This window comes from Polaromonas sp. CT11-55, assembly GCF_047303325.1.
Taxonomy (GTDB): domain Bacteria; phylum Pseudomonadota; class Gammaproteobacteria; order Burkholderiales; family Burkholderiaceae_C; genus Polaromonas.
In genome coordinates, this window is sequence record NZ_JBKBEX010000004.1 from 244,683 (window position 1) to 268,673 (window position 23,991).

At 63.0% G+C, this 23,991-nt stretch carries 23 protein-coding genes and 1 tRNA gene; 11 read left to right on the forward strand and 13 right to left on the reverse strand.

Annotated features, from left to right (window positions below):
• Positions 1 to 18: 18 nt before the first annotated feature.
• The 4 genes from proB to rplU form a co-directional block, all read right to left on the reverse strand.
• Positions 19 to 1,155 (reverse strand): glutamate 5-kinase, encoded by a 1,137-nt coding sequence (gene proB, locus ACEN8I_RS06460; RefSeq protein WP_413327501.1) that lies wholly within the window; start codon positions 1,153 to 1,155, stop codon positions 19 to 21.
• Between the two features lie 108 nt (positions 1,156 to 1,263).
• A complete protein-coding gene (cgtA, locus tag ACEN8I_RS06465; protein ID WP_413327502.1) occupies positions 1,264 to 2,349 on the reverse strand; it encodes an Obg family GTPase CgtA in 1,086 nt (361 codons plus the stop codon).
• 117 nt (positions 2,350 to 2,466) lie between these two features.
• On the reverse strand, positions 2,467 to 2,724 hold the full coding sequence (gene rpmA, locus ACEN8I_RS06470; protein ID WP_007868030.1) for a 50S ribosomal protein L27: 258 nt from the start codon (positions 2,722 to 2,724) through the stop codon (positions 2,467 to 2,469).
• A gap of 27 nt (positions 2,725 to 2,751) precedes the next feature.
• Positions 2,752 to 3,063 carry a 50S ribosomal protein L21 gene (rplU, locus tag ACEN8I_RS06475; RefSeq protein WP_007868028.1) on the reverse strand — a complete coding sequence of 104 codons (312 nt, stop codon included), beginning with the start codon at positions 3,061 to 3,063 and terminating at the stop codon, positions 2,752 to 2,754.
• A gap of 185 nt (positions 3,064 to 3,248) precedes the next feature.
• Between rplU and ACEN8I_RS06480 the strand changes: the two genes are divergently transcribed.
• The 9 genes from ACEN8I_RS06480 to ACEN8I_RS06520 all read left to right on the forward strand — a co-directional run bounded on the left by ACEN8I_RS06480 (position 3,249) and on the right by ACEN8I_RS06520 (position 10,397).
• Entirely contained in the window at positions 3,249 to 4,232 is a 984-nt protein-coding gene (locus ACEN8I_RS06480; protein ID WP_413327503.1) for a polyprenyl synthetase family protein, read from the forward strand.
• 15 nt (positions 4,233 to 4,247) lie between these two features.
• Positions 4,248 to 4,324 (forward strand) — tRNA-Pro (locus tag ACEN8I_RS06485).
• 133 nt (positions 4,325 to 4,457) lie between these two features.
• Positions 4,458 to 6,191 (forward strand): type IV-A pilus assembly ATPase PilB, encoded by a 1,734-nt coding sequence (pilB, locus tag ACEN8I_RS06490; RefSeq protein ID WP_413327504.1) that lies wholly within the window; start codon positions 4,458 to 4,460, stop codon positions 6,189 to 6,191.
• Between the two features lie 84 nt (positions 6,192 to 6,275).
• Entirely contained in the window at positions 6,276 to 7,493 is a 1,218-nt protein-coding gene (locus tag ACEN8I_RS06495) for a type II secretion system F family protein (protein WP_413327505.1), read from the forward strand.
• Positions 7,493 to 8,344 (forward strand): prepilin peptidase, encoded by an 852-nt coding sequence (locus ACEN8I_RS06500; RefSeq protein ID WP_413327506.1) that lies wholly within the window; start codon positions 7,493 to 7,495, stop codon positions 8,342 to 8,344. Before ACEN8I_RS06495 ends, ACEN8I_RS06500 begins: the two co-directional genes overlap by 1 nt.
• A gap of 4 nt (positions 8,345 to 8,348) precedes the next feature.
• Positions 8,349 to 8,960: a dephospho-CoA kinase gene (coaE, locus tag ACEN8I_RS06505; RefSeq protein ID WP_413327507.1), complete on the forward strand. Its 612-nt coding sequence runs from the start codon at positions 8,349 to 8,351 to the stop codon at positions 8,958 to 8,960.
• A 45-nt stretch (positions 8,961 to 9,005) separates the two neighbouring features.
• Entirely contained in the window at positions 9,006 to 9,761 is a 756-nt protein-coding gene (zapD, locus tag ACEN8I_RS06510) for a cell division protein ZapD (protein ID WP_007868013.1), read from the forward strand.
• 62 nt (positions 9,762 to 9,823) lie between these two features.
• Complete coding sequence (locus ACEN8I_RS06515) at positions 9,824 to 10,039, forward strand: DNA gyrase inhibitor YacG (protein ID WP_413327508.1); 216 nt, start codon at positions 9,824 to 9,826, stop codon at positions 10,037 to 10,039.
• A 73-nt stretch (positions 10,040 to 10,112) separates the two neighbouring features.
• The gene (locus ACEN8I_RS06520) at positions 10,113 to 10,397 is read left to right on the forward strand and encodes a hypothetical protein (protein ID WP_413327509.1); all 285 of its coding nucleotides are present in this window, start codon (positions 10,113 to 10,115) and stop codon (positions 10,395 to 10,397) included.
• 48 nt (positions 10,398 to 10,445) lie between these two features.
• Here the strand turns inward: ACEN8I_RS06520 and grxD are convergent, their stop codons facing one another.
• From grxD to hemA, 4 genes are all read right to left on the reverse strand, one after another.
• Positions 10,446 to 10,775: a Grx4 family monothiol glutaredoxin gene (grxD, locus tag ACEN8I_RS06525; RefSeq protein WP_413327510.1), complete on the reverse strand. Its 330-nt coding sequence runs from the start codon at positions 10,773 to 10,775 to the stop codon at positions 10,446 to 10,448.
• Positions 10,776 to 10,921: 146 nt separating this feature from the next.
• Entirely contained in the window at positions 10,922 to 11,776 is an 855-nt protein-coding gene (gene prmC, locus ACEN8I_RS06530; RefSeq protein WP_413327511.1) for a peptide chain release factor N(5)-glutamine methyltransferase, read from the reverse strand.
• 12 nt (positions 11,777 to 11,788) lie between these two features.
• The gene (gene prfA, locus ACEN8I_RS06535) at positions 11,789 to 12,910 is read right to left on the reverse strand and encodes a peptide chain release factor 1 (RefSeq protein ID WP_074577950.1); all 1,122 of its coding nucleotides are present in this window, start codon (positions 12,908 to 12,910) and stop codon (positions 11,789 to 11,791) included.
• Between the two features lie 97 nt (positions 12,911 to 13,007).
• Positions 13,008 to 14,297: a glutamyl-tRNA reductase gene (gene hemA / locus ACEN8I_RS06540; protein ID WP_413327512.1), complete on the reverse strand. Its 1,290-nt coding sequence runs from the start codon at positions 14,295 to 14,297 to the stop codon at positions 13,008 to 13,010.
• Positions 14,298 to 14,425: 128 nt separating this feature from the next.
• On the opposite strand from hemA, the gene ACEN8I_RS06545 reads away from it, so the two are divergent.
• The gene (locus ACEN8I_RS06545; RefSeq protein WP_413327513.1) at positions 14,426 to 14,716 is read left to right on the forward strand and encodes a hypothetical protein; all 291 of its coding nucleotides are present in this window, start codon (positions 14,426 to 14,428) and stop codon (positions 14,714 to 14,716) included.
• A gap of 4 nt (positions 14,717 to 14,720) precedes the next feature.
• On the opposite strand, the gene ugpQ is transcribed toward ACEN8I_RS06545, so the two are convergent.
• The 5 genes from ugpQ to ugpB form a co-directional block, all read right to left on the reverse strand.
• Complete coding sequence (gene ugpQ, locus ACEN8I_RS06550; protein WP_413327514.1) at positions 14,721 to 15,473, reverse strand: glycerophosphodiester phosphodiesterase; 753 nt, start codon at positions 15,471 to 15,473, stop codon at positions 14,721 to 14,723.
• Between the two features lie 49 nt (positions 15,474 to 15,522).
• Positions 15,523 to 16,542, reverse strand: a complete 1,020-nt coding sequence (locus tag ACEN8I_RS06555; RefSeq protein ID WP_413327515.1) for a sn-glycerol-3-phosphate import ATP-binding protein UgpC — start codon at positions 16,540 to 16,542, stop codon at positions 15,523 to 15,525.
• A gap of 109 nt (positions 16,543 to 16,651) precedes the next feature.
• Positions 16,652 to 17,503, reverse strand: coding sequence for a sn-glycerol-3-phosphate ABC transporter permease UgpE (ugpE, locus tag ACEN8I_RS06560; protein ID WP_413327516.1), 852 nt, complete (start codon positions 17,501 to 17,503; stop codon positions 16,652 to 16,654).
• A 30-nt stretch (positions 17,504 to 17,533) separates the two neighbouring features.
• On the reverse strand, positions 17,534 to 18,415 hold the full coding sequence (gene ugpA / locus ACEN8I_RS06565; protein ID WP_413327517.1) for a sn-glycerol-3-phosphate ABC transporter permease UgpA: 882 nt from the start codon (positions 18,413 to 18,415) through the stop codon (positions 17,534 to 17,536).
• A 130-nt stretch (positions 18,416 to 18,545) separates the two neighbouring features.
• Positions 18,546 to 19,859, reverse strand: coding sequence for a sn-glycerol-3-phosphate ABC transporter substrate-binding protein UgpB (gene ugpB, locus ACEN8I_RS06570; protein WP_413327518.1), 1,314 nt, complete (start codon positions 19,857 to 19,859; stop codon positions 18,546 to 18,548).
• A 220-nt stretch (positions 19,860 to 20,079) separates the two neighbouring features.
• On the opposite strand from ugpB, the gene ACEN8I_RS06575 reads away from it, so the two are divergent.
• Positions 20,080 to 23,979 (forward strand): DUF3683 domain-containing protein, encoded by a 3,900-nt coding sequence (locus tag ACEN8I_RS06575; RefSeq protein WP_413327519.1) that lies wholly within the window; start codon positions 20,080 to 20,082, stop codon positions 23,977 to 23,979.
• The last annotated feature ends 12 nt before the right edge of the window (positions 23,980 to 23,991 follow it).

Sequence of the window (23,991 nt, forward strand, 5' to 3'; positions counted from 1 at the left end):
GCTGGACACCGAGAGGGCCTAGCGGGTCAACACGAGGTTGGTGCGGTGGACCATTTCCGGTTCGCCCGTATACCCCAGCAACCTCTCGAATTCCGTAGAGGCCTTGCGGCAGATCAGCCGGGCTTCGGCGCTCGAGTAATTGGCCAGTCCGCGCGCGATCTCCGTGCCTTCCGGGCTTCGTATGGCGATGACGTCGCCGCGTGAAAACTCGCCCTGGACCGCCGTCATGCCGATCGGCAGGAGGCTTTTGCCCTCACCCTGTACTTTGACCACCGCGCCCGCGTCCACGGTGACCGAGCCGCGCATCTGAAGGTGATCGGCCATCCATTGCTTGCGCGCCTGCAGCTTCTGGGTCTGCGCCACCAGCAAGGTGCCTATGGGCTCGCCCTGTACCAGCCGGATCAGCGCCTGCGGTTCGCGGCCCCAGGCGATTACGGTGGAGGCGCCCGACCCCGCTGCACGCTTGGCAGCCAGTATCTTGGTGATCATGCCGCCCTTGCCGATGCTGGAACCCGCGCCCCCCGCCATAGCTTCCAATGCCGGGTCGCCGGCTTTGGCTTCGTGCACGAACTGCGCCGTCGGATCCTTGCGCGGGTCGGCGGTGTACAGGCCCTTCTGGTCCGTGAGGATGACCAGCGCGTCGGCTTCCACCAGGTTGGCCACCAGCGCGCCCAGCGTGTCGTTGTCGCCGAACTTGATTTCGTCGTTGACCACCGTGTCGTTTTCGTTGATGACAGGCACGACGCCCAGCTGCAGCAGGGCCAGCAGGGTGGAGCGGGCGTTGATATAGCGCTCCCGGTCGGCCAGGTCGGCGTGCGTGAGCAGGACCTGCGCGCTGCCTATGCCGTTCTCGCGCAGTTTGGTCTCATAGACCTGAACCAGGCCCATCTGGCCCACCGCGGCGGCGGCCTGCAGTTCATGGATAGCCTTGGGGCGGCTGCCCCAGTTCAGGCGTTTCATGCCCTCGGCAATGGCGCCGCTGCTCACCATGATCACCTCGCGCCCGTCCTTGACAAGGGCCGCCAGCTGTTCGCACCATTGGCCGATGGCGGTCGCATCCAGCCCACGGCCTTCATTGGTGACCAGGCTGGAACCCACCTTGACCACAATGCGTCTGGCGTTGCGCAGCACGGTGGAGCCGGGTTTGTCTTGCATGTTCTGTACTTCTCGGGCTGCAGTCCCATCGAGACGGGCGTCAGCAGCGATTGTTGTTGGGTGGCAAGTGCAGTCTTGCACCTGCCTGGGGTGCCGGAAACGAGGGGGTCAGGACGGTTCCGGCGGTTCAGGGGGCAGCGGGGCAAAGCGCGGGTCGATTTCTTCCACGGGTTGTTCGCTTTTCTGAACCTGCTTGACGTGCTGGTAGATCGTCTTGATCAGGTGCTCGCAGCCTTCGCGTGTCAGCGCCGAAATCTCGAACACCGGGCCCTTGAATTTGAAGCGCTTGACGAAATCCTTGACGATGGCTGCGCGCTTGTCGCTGTCCACCATGTCCAGTTTGTTGAGAACCAGCCAGCGCGGCTTTTCATACAGCGCCTCATCGTATTTCTTGAGCTCGCCGACGATGGCCTTGGCCTGCGCCACCGGATCCACGCCCTCGTCGAAAGGTGCCAGGTCCACGATGTGCAGCAGCAGGCGGGTGCGCTGCAGGTGCCGCAGAAAGAGGTGACCCAGGCCCGCGCCTTCGGAGGCGCCTTCGATCAGGCCGGGCAGATCGGCCACGACGAAGCTTTGCTCGGGCCCAACGCGCACCACGCCCAGGTTGGGGTGAAGTGTGGTGAAAGGGTAATCGGCGATGCGGGGGCGGGCGTTGGAGACCGCCGAAATAAAGGTGGACTTGCCGGCGTTGGGCATGCCGAGCAGGCCGACGTCTGCCAGAACCTTGAGTTCCAGCTTGAGGCTTTTGCGCTCACCGGGCCAGCCGGGCGTCTTGCTGCGCGGCGCGCGGTTGGTTGAGCTCTTGAAGCGCAGATTGCCGAAACCGCCGTCGCCGCCTTTGGCAATCAGGACCTGCTCGCCGGGTACAAGCAGTTCAAAGAGAACTTCGCCGGTCTCGGCGTCGGTGAGGATGGTGCCCACCGGCATTTTGAGGATGATGTCGTCACCCTTGGCGCCGAACATGTCCGAGCCCATGCCGTGCTGGCCGTTGCGGGCCTCGTGGCGGCGCGAAAACCGGAAGTCCACCAGGGTGTTCAGGTTGATGTCGGCCACCGCATACACGTGGCCGCCGCGCCCGCCGTCGCCGCCGTTGGGGCCGCCGAATTCTTTGTACTTTTCGTGGCTGAACGAGACGCAGCCACTCCCGCCATCGCCTGCGGCAATGTCAATAAAGGCTTCGTCAACAAATTTCATGATGGGAGTGCCGCGGTTAAAACAGGGACGGTGAGGGCCGGATCAAGTTTACAAACAAAAAAGCCCCGACAGGTCGGGGCTTCGTTTCAGTCGAAGTGACTTATCGAAGTGATCAGCTTACGCCGGGGTCACGTCCACGGTGTGCTTGTTCAGCGCGCCCTTGACGGAAAACGAGACCGAGCCGTCAACCAGTGCAAACAGGGTGTGGTCCTTGCCGATGCCGACATTGACGCCTGGATGGAACTTGGTGCCGCGCTGGCGCACAATGATGCTGCCTGCGTTGATGACTTCGCCGCCAAATTTCTTGACGCCCAGCATTTTGGGCTGTGAATCACGCCCGTTTCGCGTAGAGCCGCCGCCTTTTTTCTGTGCCATTTTTCGTTACTCCTGGTACGTCCCTGCTCAGCCGGCGATGGCGCCGATTTGCAGTTCCGTGTAGTTTTGCCGGTGGCCCTGGCGCTTTTGGTAGTGCTTGCGACGGCGCATTTTGAAAATGCGAACCTTGTCGTGCCTACCTTGCGAAAGGACAGTGACTGTAACAGTGGCGCCGGACACCAAGGGCGTACCAACCGTGATCGAGCTGCCGGTGCCGACAGCCAATACCTGGTCAATAACGATCTCTTGGCCTACGTCCGCAGCAATCTGTTCTACTTTAATTTTTTCTCCAGTAGCAACCTTGTATTGTTTGCCACCGGTTTTTATGACCGCGTACATGTAAGACCTCGTAAATTGAGTTCTGCAGACGGATTTCCGCAGAGCCAGCTATTCTAGCATGGCAGGCCGGAATTGGCCAGTGGGGCGGTTTTGCGGGTTTTTTGGGCTGGTTTGCCGGGTTGGCCGGGTCGGGACGGGACAGGCGGCTTCCTATAATCGGCCAAACTTAACGTCTGGATCGCCTTTTGTCTGCCAATTCTTCAAGCACCGCCGCCGCCCTGGCCCTGATTGCCGACGACATGCGTGGAATGGACGCGGTGATCGAGCGCCGCCTGAAGTCCGAGGTGCCGCTGGTCAGCCAGGTTTCCAGCTACATCGTGGCGGCCGGCGGAAAGCGGCTGCGCCCCGCCCTTTTGCTGCTGATGTGCGGAGCACTGGGCTACCGGGGCGAGCAGCGCTACAACCTGGCGGCTGTCGTGGAGTTCATCCACACGGCGACCCTGCTGCATGACGATGTCGTGGACGAATCCACCTTGCGGCGTGGCCGCGCGACCGCCAACGAAGCTTTTGGCAACCCGGCGAGCGTGCTGGTCGGCGATTTTCTGTATTCGCGGGCTTTCCAGATGATGGTGGAAGCCGGCGACATGCGCGTCATGCAAACCCTGGCCGAAGCCACCAATGTGATTGCGGAAGGGGAGGTGCTGCAGCTCATGAATATGCATGACGCAGCGCTGTCCGAGGACGGCTACCTCAGGGTGATCCGGTCCAAAACGGCCAAATTGTTCGAGGCAAGCGCACGGCTGGCGGCTTTGCTGGCGCAGTCGTCGCCCACTATCGAGCAAAGCTGCGCCGACTATGGGCAGGCGCTCGGCACGGCATTCCAGGTGATCGACGACGTACTCGATTACGATGGCGATGTTTCGGAAATGGGGAAAAATCTGGGGGATGACCTGCGGGAAGGCAAGGCAACTCTTCCGTTGATCATCGCGATGCAGCGCGGCAGCGAGGCGGAGCGGGACACCATCCGGCGGGCCATTGAAACCGGCGGGACCGACCAGATGGCGCAGATCATTGCGATCGTGCAGCACACGGGCGCGCTGCGAGCGACCCGGGATGCAGCGGCATTGGAGGCCCAGCGTGCGCTGGATGCCTTGCAGATGTTGCCGCAAAACATTTACAGTAATGCCTTGACGCAGCTGGCCTCCCAATTGCTGGAGAGGCGTTCCTGATTGTTTGTGTGACGGCGGGGTGTAGCTTAGCCTGGTAGAGCGCTACGTTCGGGACGTAGAGGCCGGAGGTTCGAATCCTCTCACCCCGACCAAGCCTGTGTTCTTTCTTCTTAAGTGTGCGATTCTTCGCATAGTTCCAACGCTGTCCGCGGCGGTCAGGGTGTTTTCGATTTACACCTGGGAATCTATAAGCGATGATACATATTTGAGCTAAACCCGAGAACCATGGCCGCTGTCGACACCGCAATCAACCAATCGCCTTCCATGGCCTTGCCCGGCTTGGGGCGGGCTCTGGTGGTCGCGGGAAAACTGGGTCAAAAGGCCGCCGAAGACATTTTTCGCAAGGCGCAAAGCGGGCGCACCAGTTTTATCGCAGAGCTGACGGGATCCGGCGCGGTCTCCGCGTTCGACCTGGCTCATACCATGTCCACGGCTTTTGCCGCGCCCTTGCTGGATCTGGAGGCCATTGACGCCCTGCGTTTGCCCAAGGGCCTGCTTGACCCCAAAATCTGTACAACCTACCGCATTGTTGTCCTGAGCAAGCGCAACAACCGCCTGATCGTCGCGACGGCCGACCCGTCCGATCAGGAGGCTGCGGAAAAAATCAAGTTCTCCACCCAGATGGGGGTGGACTGGGTGATCGCCGAATACGACAAGCTCTCCAAGCTGGTGGAGGCTTCCAACACCTCTGCGACGGAGGCCATGGAAAGCATCATCGGCGACGATTTCGAGTTTGACGAATCCACCACCGACGCAACGGCCGAGGACAGCGAGGCCAGCGTCTCCGAAGTTGAAGACGCGCCGGTTGTCAAATTCCTGCAGAAAATGCTGCTCGACGCCTTCAGCATGCGGGCTTCCGATCTGCATTTCGAGCCGTTCGAGCACACCTACCGCGTGCGCTTCCGTGTTGACGGTGAATTGCGCGAAATCGCGTCGCCGCCCGTGGCCATCAAGGAGAAGCTCGCGGCGCGCATCAAGGTTATTTCCAAGCTCGACATTTCCGAAAAGCGCGTGCCGCAAGACGGCAAGATGAAGCTCAAGATAGGTCCGGACAGGGTCATCGATTTCCGGGTCAGCACCCTGCCCACCATGTATGGCGAAAAAATCGTCATCCGTATTCTGGATCCGAGCAGCGCCAAGCTGGGTATTGATGCCTTGGGTTATGAGCCTGCTGAGAAGGAGCGCCTGCTGCACGCCATCCAGCGGCCGTATGGCATGGTGCTGGTGACCGGCCCCACGGGTTCGGGGAAAACCGTTTCGCTCTATACCTGCCTGAACATCCTCAACAAGCCCGGCGTCAACATCGCCACGGCCGAAGATCCCGCCGAAATTACCTTGCCGGGCGTCAACCAGGTCAGCATGAACGACAAGGCGGGCATGACCTTTTCGGTCGCGCTCAAGGCATTTTTGCGGCAGGATCCCGACATCATCATGGTCGGTGAGATCCGTGACCTCGAAACCGCCGATATCGCGATCAAGGCCGCGCAGACCGGCCATATGGTCATGTCGACCTTGCACACCAATGACGCGCCGACCACACTGACGCGTATGCGCAACATGGGCATCGCACCCTTCAATATCGCTTCCAGCGTGATCCTGATCACCGCCCAGCGGCTGGCGCGGCGCCTGTGCCCCAACTGCAAAACCCCCGCGGACATTCCGCGCGAGACCCTGCTGGATGCGGGTTTCACCGAAGACGATGTGGACGGTTCCTGGACGCCTTACCGGCCGGTCGGTTGCTCCATGTGTACGAATGGTTACAAAGGCCGCGTCGGTGTTTATCAGGTTATGCCCATTTCCGAAGAGATTCAGCGTATCGTCCTTCGCGACGGCAGCGCCCTGGAAATCGCTGCCCAGGCGGAGGCGGAGGGAGTCAAAAGCTTGCGCCAGTCGGGGCTGTCCAAAGTCAAGCTCGGCATGACTTCGCTGGAAGAAATTCTGGGCTGTACCAATGTTTAAGCAGCTGCGTTCAAGGGCCGCCACCCGGCGGAGTGAACGCGGCGACAGGGCGGTCTGAGACTGTCGATACAACGAGAAAGCATCATGGCAACTGCAGTATCCAAGGGCGTCAAGGAATTTGTTTTCGAGTGGGAAGGCAAGGACCGCGGCGGCAAGCAGGTTCGCGGAGAAATCCGGGCCGCCGGCGAAAACCAGGTCAAGTCCTCGCTGCGCCGCCAAGGTGTCTTGCCCACCAAAATCAAGAAGCGCAAGATGCGCTCGGGCAAGGCCATCGCCCCCAAGGACATTGCCATTTTTACCCGCCAGCTGGCCACCATGATGAAAGCCGGCGTGCCGCTGCTGCAGTCGTTTGACATCGTGGGCCGTGGCAATCCCAACGCCAGCGTCACCAAGCTGCTCAATGATGTGCGCACCGACGTGGAAACCGGCACCTCCCTGAGTGCCGCGTTTCGCAAATACCCGCTGTATTTCAATGCGCTCTATTGCAACCTGGTCGAAGCTGGCGAGGCAGCCGGTATCCTGGAGTCCCTGCTTGACCGCCTTGCGACCTACATGGAGAAGACCGAGGCCATCAAGTCCAAGATCAAGTCGGCCCTGATGTACCCCATCTCCGTGGTGGTGGTGGCCTTTGTGGTGGTGGCCGTCATCATGATTTTTGTGATTCCGGCGTTCAAGACCGTGTTTTCCTCATTCGGTGCGGATTTGCCGGCGCCCACGCTGATCGTCATTGCGATCAGCGAGTTTTTTGTGGCCTATTGGTGGCTGATTTTCGGCGGCATAGGCGGGGGGCTTTACTTCTTCTTCCAGGCCTGGAAGCGCAACGAGAAAATGCAGAAGTTCATGGACAGGGCTTTGCTCAAAATTCCCGTGTTCGGCGCCCTGATCGAAAAATCCTGTATCGCCCGCTGGACCCGCACGCTTTCCACCATGTTCGCGGCGGGCGTGCCGCTGGTGGAGGCGCTGGATTCCGTCGGTGGTGCTTCCGGCAATTCGCTGTTTGCCGATGCCACCGAGAAAATCCAGCAGGAAGTTTCCACAGGTACCAGCCTCACGGCGGCCATGACGAATGCCAATTTGTTCCCGTCCATGGTGCTGCAGATGTGCTCTATCGGCGAGGAATCCGGCTCCATCGACCACATGCTGGGCAAGGCCGCCGATTTTTACGAGGCTGAAGTCGACGAAATGGTAGCGGGCCTTTCCAGCCTGATGGAGCCCATCATCATTGTGTTCCTGGGCACCCTGATTGGCGGCATCGTGGTCTCCATGTACCTGCCTATTTTCAAGCTGGGTCAAGTCGTTTGATGGGGAGCGGTCTGGGGCCGGCGTTCGACGCATCGCTGATCGGTTTTCTGGGCCTTTTGATCGGCAGTTTCCTCAACGTCGTCATTTACCGACTGCCCAAAATCATGGAGCGGCAGTGGGCGCAGGAATGCGCCGAATTGACCGAAACCCCCCAGGATCCCGGCGAAAAATTCAACTTGGTGGTGCCGCGTTCGCGCTGCTCCAGCTGCGGCCATGTCATACGCTGGTATGAAAACATTCCTGTGGCCAGTTACCTGTTCCTCCGGGGCAAATGCTCGGTGTGCGGCAGCCCTTACGGCCTGCGCTATCCCGTCGTCGAGGCGGTGACGGGCGCGCTGTTTTTCTTTTGTGCATGGCGCTGGGGCTTGTCGCTGACTGCGCTGGCCTGGTGCGGTTTTTCCGCCGCGCTGCTGGCCCTCGCCGTGATCGACTGGGACACGACCCTGTTGCCGGACGACATTACCTTGCCCTTGCTATGGGCCGGCCTGATCGTCGCCGCTCTGCAGTGGAACCCTTCGGTCAGCCTGCCAACCGCCCTGTGGGGCGCGGTTGCCGGCTACCTTTCCCTGTGGCTGGTGTACTGGGCCTTCAAACTGGCGACCGGCAAGGAGGGTATGGGCTATGGCGACTTCAAGCTTTTCGCAGCGCTGGGCGCCTGGTTCGGCTGGCCGGCGCTGGTGCCCATGATCCTGATGGCCTCCGTGATCGGCGCCATCATTGGAATCGCGATGAAGTTTTCCAGCGGATTGCGTGAGGGCGGTTATGTGCCCTTCGGCCCGTTCCTGGCCGGGGCGGGCTTTACGGCCATGGTCTTCGGGCCTCAATCCATCCTGCGGTTTATCGGCCTGTGATGCCATGCGCCGTGCAACTTTGCGCATCGGACTGACCGGCGGCATAGGCAGCGGAAAAAGCACGGTTGCCCGCACCCTGGTGGCCTGTGGCGCGGTGCTGGTGGATGCCGATGCAATCTCCCGCGCGGTCACGGCGGCCGGCGGTGCCGCCGTCAAGGAGATCGCCGAGCGGTTCGGCGCCCATATGATCACGGCCGAGGGCGCGATGGACCGAGACCGGATGCGCCAGCTGGCCTTTGACGATCCGTCCGCCAGGCGGCGGCTGGAGTCCATTGTTCACCCCCTCGTCAGCCGCGAGACCCTGCGGCAATACGAGCAGGCCACCGCCGCCGGCCGAGCCTGCGTGGTGTTCGACGTCCCCTTGCTGGTGGAATCCGGCCGCTGGCGGCAGCAGCTGGACCGGGTGCTGGTTGTGGACTGTGGCGAAGCCACCCAGGTCAGCCGGGTGATGGCCCGCAACGGCTGGCCTCGGGAGGCGGTGGAAAAGGTCATCGCCGGCCAGGCCAGCCGCGCGCAGCGCCTGTCGGCCGCCGACATATGCCTGCACAATGACGGTTTGCCGCTGGAGGCCCTGGACGCCGAGGTGCGGCAGCTTGCCGCGCGCTTCGGGCTATGATGCGCAAACAAACCTCCTCATTGAAGCCGACGAAAACATAGCGCTGTGATTCTTTACGAGTACCCTTTTCACGAACGCATACGCACGTATTTGCGACTTGAACACCTGTTCCGCCGCCTTGGCGAACTGGTGGAACGGGACAGCCCGACGGACCACCACTACGCCATCACGACCATCTTTGAAATCATGGACGTGGGCGCTCGGGCCGACCTCAAGACCGATGTCCTCAAGGACCTTGAGAAACAGAAACACGTGCTCAACGGCTATCGCGGCAACCCGGCCATTTCAGAGGCCGTTCTTGACGAGGTGACCGGCCAGCTCGAAAGCTGCTTTTCCGCCCTGAACAGCCTGCCCGGCAAGGCCGGCCAATCCCTGACCGAAAACGACTGGCTCATGAGCATTCGCAGCCGCGTCGGCATTCCGGGCGGCACCTGTGAATTTGACCTGCCGGCCTATTACGCCTGGCAGCACCTGCAAACCGAGGTGCGTAAGCAGGACCTGCAGCGCTGGATCACCCCGCTGGTACCCCTGGCCGAGTCCATACGCGTGCTGCTGACGCTGCTGCGCGACTCCGGGGCACCGCAAAAAGTGGTGGCGCCGGGCGGCCAGTACCAGCAGACGCTGCCGCAAGGGCGCACTTTCCAGCTCCTGCGCCTGCGCATAGACCCCGCCCTGGGGCTGATCCCCGAAATCAGCGGCAATCGCCTGATTGTGTCCGTGCGCCTCATGCGCCACGGCGATGACGACAGGCTGCATGCCAGCACCGAAGATTCGGCGTTTGAACTGACGCTCTGCTCCTGACCCGCGGACCGGCCGACCATAAGACCCCCTGCCTTGCTGGCTCCCCAGACTTGTCCTGAAACATGCCTGCGATGAAAAAAGAATCCCCACCCGTCAAACTGGTCGTGTGCCCGGGCTGCGGCGGTGAAAGCGTCTACGCGCCCAACAACCCATTTCGCCCGTTTTGCAGCGAACGCTGCAAAAACATAGACCTGGGCGCCTGGGCCAGCGAAGGCTTTCGCCTGCCGGCGGACGCACCGCCCGATGATGAGAATTTTGGCGATCCCAAGCTGCAATAAAATTTGCCGAGGTGCGCGGTGTCACCCGCGTTTCGTGAGAGAGCAAAAAGCAAAAAAACAGAGGGAGCGAAAAATGAGCAAAAAGTCTTTGAGGGCGCCGATCCTGGCCGCGATCATGGTGGCCGCCCTGGCGGCAGGCCATGTCCAGGCGCAGACGGAGCCGGCGCAGGAGGGCGACAAGCCCGCCAAATCCAAATCCAAGTCCAAATCCAAAAAAACCACGGCCAAATCCGCTACGGGCGGCAAAGCCAAATTCCTCAATGGATCCGGCGAAACGCCCGCGCAGCGCACCGCGCGCCTGAAGCGCGAATGCAAGGGTGGTGTGGATGCGGGCGCCTGCTCGGGCTATACGCGCTAACCGGTATTGACCCGGTATGGGAGGCGGCCCGCAGGGGCTACCTATGCCTTAGGTTGCCGGGGTACCCAGCACCTGTTGGAGTTCGCCGCTCTGGTACATCTCCATCATGATGTCTGAGCCGCCAATGAATTCCCCCTTCACATACAGCTGGGGAATGGTGGGCCAGTTACTGAATTCCTTGATGCCCTGACGGATTTCTTCGTCTTCCAGCACATTCACGGTGGCGGGCTTGTTCACGCCGCAGGCCTTGAGGACCTGGATGGCGCGGCCGGAGAAACCGCACATGGGGAACTGGGCCGTGCCCTTCATGAAAAGGACCACGTCGCTGGATTTGACGATTTCGGCGATGCGTTGCTGAGTGGGGTCTGTGCTGCTCATGGTGAAAATCCTTTGGGAATCCTTGGGAGGGCCTGAAGCCCGTGCCCGGCCCCGAATCGGGGACAGGTAATGTCAATTAGATGGAATCTGGCTAGCAGAATTCAACAGCCCGATTATCCCGCCGTTTGGCATCCCGCGTGGCCGGCTCACCCGCCAGCCCACAATCCGCCTGAGCAGCGCGCGATGCCGGCCAGGTCCAGCCGGCTTTGGACCTGGTCAAAACCAGCCTGGGCCAGCAGCGCGCATACCGCCTCCGCCTGGTCGTAACCATGCTCCAGCAGCAGCCAGCCGCCCGGCTGCAGGTGGCCGGGCGCCTGCAGGATGATCTCGCGGATGTCGTCCAGCCCGTCCGCACCGGCGGCCAGCGCCGCCAGGGGTTCGTAGGCCAGGGCTTCCAGGTGAGGGTCCGTGCTGGCGATATACGGCGGGTTGCTGACGATCAAGTGAAAGTGTCCACAAACTTTCTCCAGCCAATGGCTTTCGATGAAATCCAGCTGCAGCCCCAGGCGCGCGGCATTGCCGCGGGCCACCTCCAGCGCATCGGTGCTGGCATCCACGGCCGCGACCTTGCCCTGGCGGCCGTCGGCCTGCAGGCTGTGCGCGATGGCCAGCGCGATCGCGCCGCTGCCCGTGCCCAGGTCCAGCACCGCGGGGGCTGGTGGCACGCCGGGCGCGCGCAGGCGCGCCAGCGCCCACTCCACCAGGGTTTCGGTGTCGGGCCGCGGCACCAGCACGCGAGCATCCACCCGCAGCGCCAGGCCGAAAAACTCCTTTTCGCCGACGATGTAAGCCAGGGGCTCCCCGGCGACCCGGCGCAGGCACATGGCGCGGAAATCTTGCGCCGCCTGCTCCGGCAGCACGTCGGTGTCGTGCGCCAGCAGCCAGGCCCGCGCGTCGCCGGGCTTGCCCAGGGCGTGCAGCAGCAGCAACTGGGCGTCCAGGCGGTCCAGACCCAGGGTCTGGGCGGCGGCCAGGGCCTGGGCGCAACTGGGCGCGTTCATGGCGGGGATGCCTTAGAGCCCGCTGTTGGCGGTTTCAAGTTCAGCGAGCTGCTCGGCGCCGCGCGCCACCTGCAGCGCTGTGATCACATCGCCCAGGTCGCCTTCCATGATGGCCAGCAGCTTGTACAGCGTCAGGTTGATGCGGTGGTCGGTCAGCCGCCCCTGCGGGAAGTTGTAGGTGCGTATGCGGTCGCTGCGGTCGCCCGTACCGACCAGGCCCTTGCGCAGGGCCGCGTCCTTGGCGGCGCGCTCCGCTCGGTCTTTTTCATGGATGCGAGCGGTCAGCACCTTGAGCGCCTGGGCCTTGTTGCTGTGCTGGCTGCGGCCTTCCTGGCATTCGGCGACGATGCCGGTCGGGATGTGCGTGATGCGCACGGCCGAGTCGGTTTTGTTGATGTGCTGGCCGCCGGCGCCGCTGGCGCGGTAGGTGTCTATGCGCAGATCGGCCGGGTTGATCTGTATGGCCACGGCCTCGTCGGGTTCTGGCATCACGGCCACGGTGCAGGCGCTGGTATGGATGCGGCCCTGGGTTTCGGTGGCGGGCACGCGCTGCACGCGGTGGCCGCCCGATTCAAAGCGCAGCTTGCCGTAGACGCCCACGCCCATGGCATCGGCAGCACCCTCAATGCGCAGCACCACCTCCTTGTAGCCGCCCAGCTCGCTCGGCGACTCGCTGATGATCTCGACCTGCCAGCGGTTGCGCTCGGCAAAGCGGGTGTACATGCGGAACAGGTCGCCCGCAAACAGTGCCGACTCGTCGCCACCCGTGCCCGCGCGGATTTCCACAAAGGCCGGGCGCACATCGTCCGGGTCCTTGGGAATCAGCATCAGCTGCAGGGCTTCGTCGATCTGCGCGATGTCGGCCTTGGCCGCGGCGATCTCTTCCTCGGCCATGGCGGCCATCTCGGGATCGTCCTTGGCCTCGGCCAGCATGCTTTCAGCGCCGGCCAGGTCGGCCTCGCGGCCGGTCAGCCGCATGTACTGCTCAGCCACCACGCTGGCTTCGGCATGTTCGCGGGTCAGGGCGCGAAATCGGTCCAGGTCGCTGACCACGTCGCTGGCGGATAGCAGCGCGTCCAGCTCGTGCAGCCGTAAAAGCTGGCGGTCCAGGGTTTGGCGAAGAAAGGGTTTCATGAGTGTGGGGGCGGAAAGGCCGGAAGAGGGGGCCGCAAGGCCGTCAATAAAGCCGCCGGCTGGCGCCGGCGCGAGACTATCAGCGCAGGGGCGTGCGCTAACGCTCTTTGTCGTCGGACTGGATTTTGGGCAGCTGGCCGCGCAAAAACAGCCTGGAAACGGCCTGCGCCGTGGCCTCACGGCTGCTGGCGTCGCCCGCGTGCAGCTCGGCCAGCGTGCCGTGCAGCATCTTCTGGGTCAGGCCGCGGGTCAAGGCTTCCAGCACCGTGTCTATGGGCTCGCCCTTGGCCAGCAGTTTTTTGGCCCGCACGATCTCGGCGGCGCGCCATTCGTCGGTCTGCGCATTGAGCTGCTGGATCAGCGGCACGCTGCGGCGCTGGCCCAGCCAGTGCATGAAGTTCTGCACGCCGGCGTCGATGATGACCTCGGCCTGCGCCACGGCGGCCTTGCGGCTGTCCTTGCCGGTCTGCACCACGTGCGCCAGGTCATCCACCGTGTAGAGATAGATGTCGGGCAGGGCCTTGACTTCGGGTTCGATGTCGCGTGGCACGGCCAGGTCGACCATGAACATGGGGCGGTGCTTGCGCAGCTTGACGGCGCGCTCCACCGCACCCAGGCCGATGATGGGCAGCGTGCTGGCGGTGCAACTGATCACCGCGTCGAATTCGTGCAGGCGGCTGGGTAAATCGGCCAGGCGCATGACTTCGGCACCAAAGCGGCCTGCCAGCTTTTCGCCGCGCTCCAGCGTGCGGTTGGCGATCGCCATGGCCTTGGGGTTTTTGGCGGCGAAGTGGGTGGCCGCCAGGTCGATCATCTCGCCGGCGCCGACAAACAGGACCTTGATGTCGCTCAGGTTCTCAAACAGCTGGCCGGCCAGGCGAACGCTGGCCGCCGCCATGCTGATGCTGTGCGCGCCGATTTCGGTGCTGCTGCGCACTTCCTTGGCCACGGCGAAGGAACGCTGGAACAGCTGGTGCAGTGTGGTGCCCATTGCACCGGCGTCTTCGGCGGCGCGCACCGCATCTTTCATCTGCCCCAGGATTTGCGGCTCGCCCAGCACCATGGAGTCCAGGCCGCTGGCCACGCGAAAGGCATGGCGGGCGACCTGGTCGCCCTGCAGCGTGTAGGCATGTGAGCGCAGCAGGGCGGGCGAGACGCCGCCGTTGTGCGCCAGCCACTCCAGCGTGTGGTCCAGGTCGGTTTTGTCGCCGGCGCAGTAGATTTCGGTGCGGTTGCAGGTCGAGAGCAGCGTCGCCTCGGGTTGGCGCGCCAGCGAGGCGCGCAGGCCGCGCAAAGTGGGCTCGATCTGGTCCAGGGCGTAGGCGAATCGCCCGCGCAAATCGAGCGGTGCGGTGTTATGGTTTAGCCCAAGGGCCCAGACTGACATTCCCGGATTATAAAATTGAAGCGGCCGGGCCGGCGCGAAGCCCTGACAATCGCCCTGATAGCCCTTTTGAGGACCTGTTTTGGCGCCTTCCCGGCGCTTTCCCGGGATCTCCAACCATCCGCAAGCGCATGACCTTTTACCTGCTGGCCAATCACCTGCTCAATTTTGTCCTGCCGGCCGCCGCCGTCGCGCTGCTGCTGGTCTTGTCCAGCCGTGTCTTTGGCGGCGTATTCAGGTCAAGCCGGCCCCTCGCCGCAGCCTGGTGGGCGCAGACGGCGATTGTTTTTGCCGCGAATGTGGCGGTGCTGGTCCTGGGCCTGGTGTTTTTTGGCCGGGACGGGAAGATGATGACCTACGCCGCGATGGTGGCCAGCGCTGCCGTCTGCCAGTGGATATTGCTGGGCGCCTGGCGGGCTTGAAGGCCTAGTCGGGCTTGAAGAGGTTCACCGCGTCCGTGATGATGCCGTCGGTGCCCAGCGCCAGCAGCCTTTTTACATTGGCCTCGTCGTTCACCGTGTAGCTCAGTAGCCTGAATCCGGCTTTTTTGGCCTGCGCCACGGTGTCGGCGTTCCACAGCTTGTGGTTGCAGACAATGGCCACGCAGCCCAGCCGGGTCGCCGTTTCCAGCCAGTGGGCCGGCAGTTCGTCGAGCAGCAGGCCGCGCGGCAACTGGGGCTGGGCAGCGCGGGCTGCTTCCAGTGACGGCGGTTGGAAAGAGGTCAGCAGCGGCGGAACGGCCGTTCCCTGCCACAGCCGGGCCGCTTCGTTGGCGACGACGCTTCCGGTATGGGCCTCCGCGCCCGGCGTGGGCTTGATCTCGATATTCAGGAAATAGGCGTTGTCCAGGCAGTATCGGGCGATGCGCTCAAAGCTGGGCAGGCCTTCGGCGGCAAAGGCCGGCGAATGCCAGCTGCCCGCGTCCAACTCTGCCAGCGCTTCCCAGGTCAACTCGCCTGCCACGCCCTTGCCGTTGCTGGTGCGTTCCAGCGTCGCGTCGTGCAGCAAAAACGGGATGCCGTCGGCGCTGAGCTTCACATCGCACTCGAACATACGGTAGCCGTGGCGGGCGCCCAGCATGAAGGAGGCCAGGGTGTTTTCAGGCGCCAGCTTGCCGGCGCCGCGGTGCGCCACCCATCGGGGATAAGGCCAATTGGCGGCGGTCACGGGATTCGTCATGGTCTTCTCGGGAACTGCAAAAGCTGCGCAAACTGCGGAAATTGAAAGATTACAGGCGTTTTCCGGTATCCGCGTCAAACCAGTGCAGGCGGTCGGCGCGCGGCGCGACGTGGATGGTCGCGCCGATTTCGGGTGCCGTCGACAGGCTTTCATCGGTGCGCACGATGAGGGCTTCGCCGCCCATGCGGCAGTACACCAGCCGTTCGGCGCCCAGCATTTCAATCGTGTCGACCTGCACGGCCCAGCCGGTGGCGCCCACCGTCAGGTGCTCGGGCCGTATGCCCAGGATGGCGCCCGGCTTGCCGCCGAAGTCGGCATTCGGCGCCTGCTTGAGCAGGTTCATGGGAGGCGAGCCCATGAAGCTCGCCACAAAGGTGGTGGCGGGGCGGTTGTAGACCTCTTCGGGTGTTCCGAACTGCTCCATGCGGCCCGCGTTCATCACCATCATGCGCTGCGCCAGCGTCATGGCCTCGACCTGATCGTGCGTGACGAAGAGCGAGGTGATGCCGAGCTCGCGGTGCAGCTTCTGGATCTCCAGGCGTGTCTGCACGCGCAGCTTGGCGTCCAGGTTGGACAGCGGCTCGTCGAACAGAAATACCTGCGGCTGGCGCACGATGGCGCGGCCCATGGCCACGCGCTGGCGCTGTCCGCCCGAAAGCGCGCGGGGCTTGCGGTCCAGCAGGTGGCCCAGCTCCAGGATCCTGGCGGCCTTGTCGACGCGCGTCTTGATCTCGTCCTTGGGCACCTTGGCGATCTTCAGGCCGTAGGCCATGTTGTCGAAGACGCTCATGTGCGGGTAAAGCGCATAGTTCTGGAACACCATGGCGATGTCCCGCTCGGAAGGCTCCAGCTGGTTGACGACCTTGCCGCCTATGGAGATCTGCCCGTCGCTGACTTCTTCCAGGCCGGCCACCATGCGCAGCAGGGTGGATTTGCCGCAGCCCGAGGGCCCGACGATCACGATGAATTCGTGGTCGGCGATGTCGGCGTTCACGCCGTGCAGCACCTGCAGCGCGTCCTTGCCGGAGCCGTAGCGCTTGATGACGTTGTTGAATTGGAGTGAAGCCATTGAGATAACCTGTGTTGGATTTAATTCAAGCGGACGCCGCGGAACCGGCTTTGCCGGGCCGCTGGCGGCGCCCCCTGGGGGGAGGCGCCGAAGGCGCTTCGGGGGAGGATCATTTCTCGGTGTCGACCAGGCCCTTGACGAACCATTTCTGCATCAGCACCACCACCAAAGCGGGTGGCAGCATGGCCAGGATGGCGGTCGCCATGACCACGTTCCATTCGTTCTGGCCGTCGCCGCCGGCGATCATGCGTTTGATGCCCACGACCACCGGGTACATGTCTTCACTGGTCGTGGCCAGCAGCGGCCAGAGGTACTGGTTCCAGCCATAGATGAACTGGATGACAAACAGCGCCGCGATCGAGGTCTTGGACAGCGGCAGCAGCACGTCGAAGAAAAAGCGCATCGGGCTGGCGCCGTCCATGCGCGAGGCCTCGGTCAGCTCTTCGGGCACCGTCAGGAAGAACTGGCGGAACAGGAAAGTCGCCGTCGCCGAGGCGATCAGCGGCACGGTCAGGCCCGCGTAGGTGTTGAGCATGTTCAGGTCCGACAGCACCTTGTAGGTGGGAAGGATCCGCACCTCCACCGGCAGCATGAGCGTCACGAAGATGGCCCAGAAGCAGGTCTTCTTGAAAGGGAAGCGGAAGTACACGATGGCAAAGGCCGACAGCAGCGAGATGGCGATCTTGCCGATGGCGATTACCAGCGCCGTGACCAGGCTGACCCACATCATGTGCGCCACCGGCGCGTTGGAGCCGGTGGCGGACTCGCGCCCGAACAGTGCGGCCTTGTAGCTGTCGAGCATATTGGTGCCCGGCAGCAGCGGCATGGGCGCCTGCACGATTTCCTGCGCTGTGTGGGTGGAGGCCACGAAGGCCAGATAGAGCGGGAAGGCGACGATGAAGACGCCCAGCATCACCACCACATGGGCCAGGATGCCGTGGGTGCCGCGTTTTTCAACCATGGTGGGCTCCCGTCGTATTTTTTGTTTTCATCAGTATTGGACTTTCTTCTCGACGTAGCGGAACTGGATGACCGTCAGGGCCACCACGATCACCATCAGCACCACCGACTGCGCGGCCGAGCCGCCCAGGTCCAGGGCCTTGAAGCCGTCGTAGTACACCTTGTAGACCAGGATGGCCGTGTCCTTGCCAGGGCCGCCCTGGGTGGCGGCGTCGACGATGGCGAAGGTGTCGAAGAAGGCGTAGACCACGTTGATGACCAGCAGGAAGAACGTGGTGGGCGACAGCAGCGGGAACTGGATGGTCCAGAAACGGCGCCAGGGCCGGGCGCCGTCGATCGCGGCCGCCTCGATCAGCGACTTCGGGATGGACTGCAGGCCCGCCAGGAAGAACAGGAAGTTGTAGGAAATCTGCTTCCAGACGGAAGCCATCACGATCAGCGTCATGGCGTGGCCGGAGTCCAGCAGGTGGTTCCAGTTGATGCCGATCTTGCCCAGGGCATAGGCCACCACGCCCAGCGAGGGCGAGAACATGAACACCCACAGCACGGCGGCCACGGCGGGCGCCACCGCGTAGGGCAGTACCAGCATGGTCTTGTAGAACATGCCGCCGCGCGTGATGCGGTCGGCGAAAACCGCCAGCACCAGCGACAGGCTGATGCCTATGCCGGCCACCATCACCGAGAAAAACGCGGTCGTCTTGAAGGACTCCACATAACTCGGGTCTTCCAGCAGTTGCCGGAAGTTGGCCAGGCCGACGAATTCGATGGAGGTGCCGAAGGCATCCTGCTGCTGCAGCGACTGCAGCAGGGCCTGCGCCGCGGGCCAGAAGAAGAACACCAGGATGACTGCCATTTGCGGCAGCAGCAGCAGCCAGGGCAGCCAGCTGGATCGAAAGACAACGCGTTTTTCCATAAGGCCTTCTAGTGGGCAGAAATTTGGGAGCGCCTAAACATAAAACCCGCCTGGTCTTCCCTTGTCAGGCAGAGAGATCAGGCGGGCCGAGTGTAGCCCGCCGGGCGGGCTTGCGCTGTCTCTTGCGTGATCAGTTCTTGTTGGCCTTTTGGAAGCGCTCAAGCTGCTCGTTGCCGCGCTTGACGATGGAATCCAGCGCTTCCTTGGCCGTCTTCTTGCCGCTCCAGACCTGCTCGAGTTCTTCGTCCTCGATCGCGCGTATCTGGACGTAGTTGCCCAGGCGGATGCCGCGGCTCTTGTCGGTCACCTTGCGAATCATCTGTGTGACCGCGACGTCGGTGCCCGGATTCTGTTTGTAGAAGCCGGATTTTTCGGTCAAGTCGTACGAAGCCATCGTGACGGGCAGGTAACCGGTGCGCTTGTGGCTGGCCGACTGCACTTCAGGGGTCGAAATGAAGCTGAAGAACTTGGCGACGCCTTTGTATTCGGCTGGCTTTTTGCCCGACATGACCCAGAGGCTGGCGCCGCCGATCACGGTGTTCTGCGGTGCGCCGGGAACATCCTGGTAATAAGGCAGCGGGGCCAGGCCGTAGGCGAACTTGGCATTCTTGGCCACGTTGCCGTAAAAGCCCGACGAGGTGTTGATCATGGCGCACTCGCCCGACACAAAGCTGGCTTCCGGCACATTGCCGCGACCCTTGTAGACGAAGAGGCCCTGCTTGGCCATGTTGGCCAGGTTTTCGATGTGGCGCACGTGCAGCGGCGAATCCACCTTCAGGCGCGCATCCATGCCTTGCAGGCCGTTGGCCTTGGTGGCGAATTCGACGTTGTGCCAGGCCGAGAAACTTTCCACCTGCGTCCAGTTCTGCCAGGCGGTCGTGAAGGGGCACTTATGGCCGGATGCCTTCAATTTTGCGGCGGCGTTGACGACTTCAGGCCAGGTGACGGGTGCCTTGTCGGTCGGCAGGCCGGCCGCCTTGAAGGCGTCCTTGTTGAAATAGAAGATGGTGGTGGAGCTGTTGAACGGGAAGCTCAACATCTGGCCGTTAGGCGCGGTGTAGTAGCCGGCGACGGCGGGGATGTAGGCTTTCGGGTCGAATTTTTCTCCCGCGTCCTGCATGATCTTGCCGACCGGGACGATGGCGCCCTTGCTGGCCTGCATGGTGGCGGTGCCGACTTCGAACACCTGCAGGATGTGGGGCGCGTTGCCGGCGCGGAAGGCCGCGATGGCGGCGGTCATGGATTCGTCGTAGCTGCCCTTGAAGGTGGGCACCACCTTGTATTCCTTCTGGCTTTCGTTGAACTGCTTGGCCAGGTCGTTGACCCATTCGCCGTTGACCGCCACCATGGAGTGCCACCACTGGATTTCGACTTGCGCCTGGCTGGCCAAAGGCATGCACAGGCCTAGGGCCGCAAAAGCAAAGGCGGAAAGACGGTTTTTCATTAAAACTCCTGGGATTTGGGCGCGAACAGGCGCGCCAAGTTAAACGGGACAGTCTAGAAACTGTTTATGACACGTGGATTTAAGCGATTTGGGAGATGCCCGGCAAGCGGGATTTCCATAAGACGACTTAGGACCGGTGCGGGCAGAACCCCAAATGGTGCGCTGCGGTAATATAGGGCAACAGCGCTGGACACGGGTCTGAAGCCGCTGGCTTTTCACGATGAACGCCCCTACCACACTCCAAGAACTCCATGTCTTTGCCGGTGACGCAAAGGCCGGCGAAGCCCGCATCCGCGAAATTCCCTATAACTACACCTCGTTTTCCGACCGCGAGGTGGTGATACGCCTGCTCGGCGAACGCGCCTGGGACCTGCTGAACCGGCTTCGCGACGAGCGCCGCACGGGCCGTTCCGCGCGCATGCTGTATGAAGTGCTGGGCGACATCTGGGTGGTGCAGCGCAACCCCTATTTGCAAGACGACCTGCTGGACAACCCCAAGCGGCGCAAGCTGCTGGTCGACGCCTTGCAGCACCGGCTGGCCGAGGTGGAAAAGCGCCGCACGCCGGAGGCCGACCCGCAGCGCGATGCCATCGTGGGCGAATTGCTGGACGCCGCCCGCGCAGCGGTCATCCGCTTTTACACATCCTTCAGCGAGATGTACGACCTTCGCCGGCTGGCCGAACGCAAGCTGCGCAAGCTGACCCGCCACGACAACATCAAGTTTGACGGCCTCTCGCGGGTCTCCCACGTCACCGACGCGACCGACTGGCGCGTCGAATACCCCTTTGTGGTCCTCACGCCTGACACCGAAGTGGAAATGGCCGGCCTGGTCAAGGCCTGCATCGAACTGGGCCTGACCATAGTCCCGCGCGGCGGCGGCACCGGCTACACCGGCGGGGCGATCCCGCTGACCTGGAAGTCGGCCGTCATCAACACCGAAAAACTCGAGGCCATGACCGAGGTCGAAATGCTCTCGCTGCCCGGCGTCGACAAGCCGGTCGCGACCATCTGGACGGAAGCCGGCGTGGTCACCCAGCGCGTGGCCGATGCGGCCGAGCGCGGCGGCTTTGTGTTCGCGGTCGACCCGACCTCCGCCGAAGCCTCCTGCATAGGCGGCAACATCGCGATGAATGCCGGCGGCAAAAAGGCCGTGCTTTGGGGCACCGCCCTGGACAACCTGGCCTCCTGGCGCATGGTCACGCCCGAGGCGACCTGGCTGGAGGTCACGCGCGTGGGCCACAACCTGGGCAAGATCCACGACGCCGACATGGCCAGCTTCGAGCTGCAGTATTTTGAGGCAGACGGCAAGACGCCGCTGCGCCGCGAGCGGCTGGATATTCCCGGCAAGTCCTTTCGCAAGGAAGGGCTGGGCAAGGACGTCACCGACAAGTTCCTCAGCGGCCTGCCGGGCATCCAGAAGGAAGGCTGTGACGGCCTGATCACCAGCGCGCGCTGGATCGTGCACCGCATGCCGGCGCACACGCGCACCGTTTGCATGGAGTTCTTCGGCAACGCCAAGGACGCGGTGCCCAGCATTGTCGAGATCAAGGACTTCATGTTCGCCGAGCAAAAGCGCGGCGGAGCCATCCTGGCCGGCCTGGAGCACCTGGACGACCGATACCTGCGTGCCGTCGGCTATGCCACCAAGTCCAAGCGCGGCGGCCTGCCCAAGATGGTGCTGATCGGCGATATCGCCGGCGACGACGCCGATGTGGTGGCCCGTGCCACCAGCGAGATCGTGCGCATCGCCAACTCGCGCAGCGGCGAGGGTTTTATCGCCATCAGCGCCGAGGCGCGCAAGAAGTTCTGGCTGGACCGCAAGCGCACGGCGGCGATTTCCAAACACACCAACGCCTTCAAGATCAACGAGGACGTCGTCATTCCGCTGCCGCGCATGGCCGAGTACACCGACGGCATCGAGCAGATCAACATCGAGCTGAGCCTGCGCAACAAGATCAAGCTGTGCGACGAGCTCGAGGCCTTTTTCCTCCAGGGCAGCCTGCCTCTGGGCAAATCGGACGATGCCAACGACATTCCGTCGGCCGAATTGCTTGAAGACCGCGTCGCCCAGGCGCTGGCGCTGGTGGCCGAGGTGCGTACGCTCTGGTCCGGCTGGCTGGAGGGTGTGGTCACCCTGTTCCCGCAGCTGCAGGACCATTCACTGCGCGCCAGCTGGAAAACCCAGATACGCGCTCCGTTGCAGGCGATCTTTTCGGGCGGCGCGTTCCTGCCTATCCTGGAAGAATGCACGGCGATCCACAAGCGCGTGCTCAAGGGCCGCGTGTGGGCGGCGCTGCACATGCACGCCGGCGACGGCAATGTGCACACCAACCTCCCGGTTAACAGCGACGACTACGAGATGCTGCAGACCGCGCACGAAGCCGTGGCGCGCATCATGGTGCTGGCCCGTTCGCTGGACGGTGTGATTTCCGGCGAGCACGGCATAGGCATTACCAAGCTGGAGTTCCTGACCGATGAGGAACTGCGGCCCTTCACCGAATACAAGCAGAAGGTCGACCCGCAAGGGCGCTTCAACAAGGGCAAGCTCCTGCGAAACCAGGGGCACCTTGGCAGGGAGGGTCAAGGGCTTCAGGCCGATTTGACCAATGCCTACACGCCCAGCTTCGGCTTGATGGGGCACGAGTCGCTGATCATGCAGCAGTCCGACATAGGCGCCATCGCCGACAGCGTGAAGGACTGCCTGCGCTGCGGCAAATGCAAGCCGGTGTGCGCCACCCACGTGCCGCGCGCCAACCTGCTGTACAGCCCGCGCAACAAGATCCTGGCGACCTCGCTGCTGGTGGAAGCCTTCCTGTATGAAGAGCAGACCCGGCGCGGCGTGAGCATCAAGCACTGGGAGGAGTTCGAGGACGTGGCCGACCACTGCACGGTCTGCCACAAATGCCTGACCCCCTGCCCGGTGGACATCGACTTCGGCGAAGTGTCGATGAACATGCGCAACCTGCTGCGCAAGATGGGGCAGAAGTCCTTCCGGCCCGGCAACGCCGCCGCCATGTTCTTCCTGAACGCGACCAGCCCGCAGACCATCAAGTTCATGCGCGGCGCCATGGTGGACGTGGGTTTCAAGGCCCAGCGCCTGGCCAACGACCTGCTGCGCCGGCTGGCGCGCAAGCAGACGGCGCTGCCGCCGGCCACGGTCGGCAAGGCGCCCGTGAAAGAGCAGGTGATCCACTTCATCAACAAGAAGATGCCGGGCGGCCTGCCCAAGAAGACCGCGCGCGCGCTGCTGGACATCGAGGACAAGGACTACGTCCCCATCATCCGCAACCCGAAAAGCACGACCTCCGAAACCGAGGCCGTGTTCTATTTCCCGGGTTGCGGCTCCGAGCGGCTGTTCAGCCAGGTCGGCCTGGCGACGCAGGCCATGCTATGGCACGCGGGTGTGCAGACCGTGCTTCCGCCGGGCTATCTGTGCTGCGGCTACCCGCAGCGCGGCAGCGGCCAGTTCGACAAGGCCGAAAAAATCATCACCGACAACCGGGTGCTGTTCCACCGCGTGGCCAACACGCTGAACTACCTGGACATCAAGACCGTGGTGGTCAGCTGCGGCACCTGCTATGACCAGCTGCAGGGCTATGAGTTCGAGAAAATCTTCCCGGGCTGCCGCATCATCGACATCCACGAGTACCTGCTCGAAAAAGGCATCACCCTGCGTACCGGCCAACCCGGCGCCGGCTACCTCTACCACGACCCCTGCCACAGCCCCATGAAGCTGCAGGAGCCGATGAAAACCGTCAAGGCGCTGATGGGCGACAACGTGCTCAAGAATGAGCGCTGCTGCGGTGAGTCGGGCACACTGGGCGTCACCCGCCCCGACATCTCGACGCAGATCCGCTTTCGCAAGGAAGAAGAGCTGCGCAAGGGCGAAGCCGCACTGCGGGCGTCCGGCGCGGTGGCTGAAAGCGCCAATGTGAAGATACTCACCAGTTGCCCGAGCTGCCTGCAAGGGCTCTCGCGCTACGGCGACGACCTGCAGAACGGGCTGCTCGAGGCGGACTACATCGTCGTCGAAATGGCCAACCAGATCCTGGGCAAGGAATGGCTGCCGGCCTATGTGGAGGCGGCCAACCACGGCGGCATCGAGCGCGTGCTGGTCTAGGACGGCCAGCAC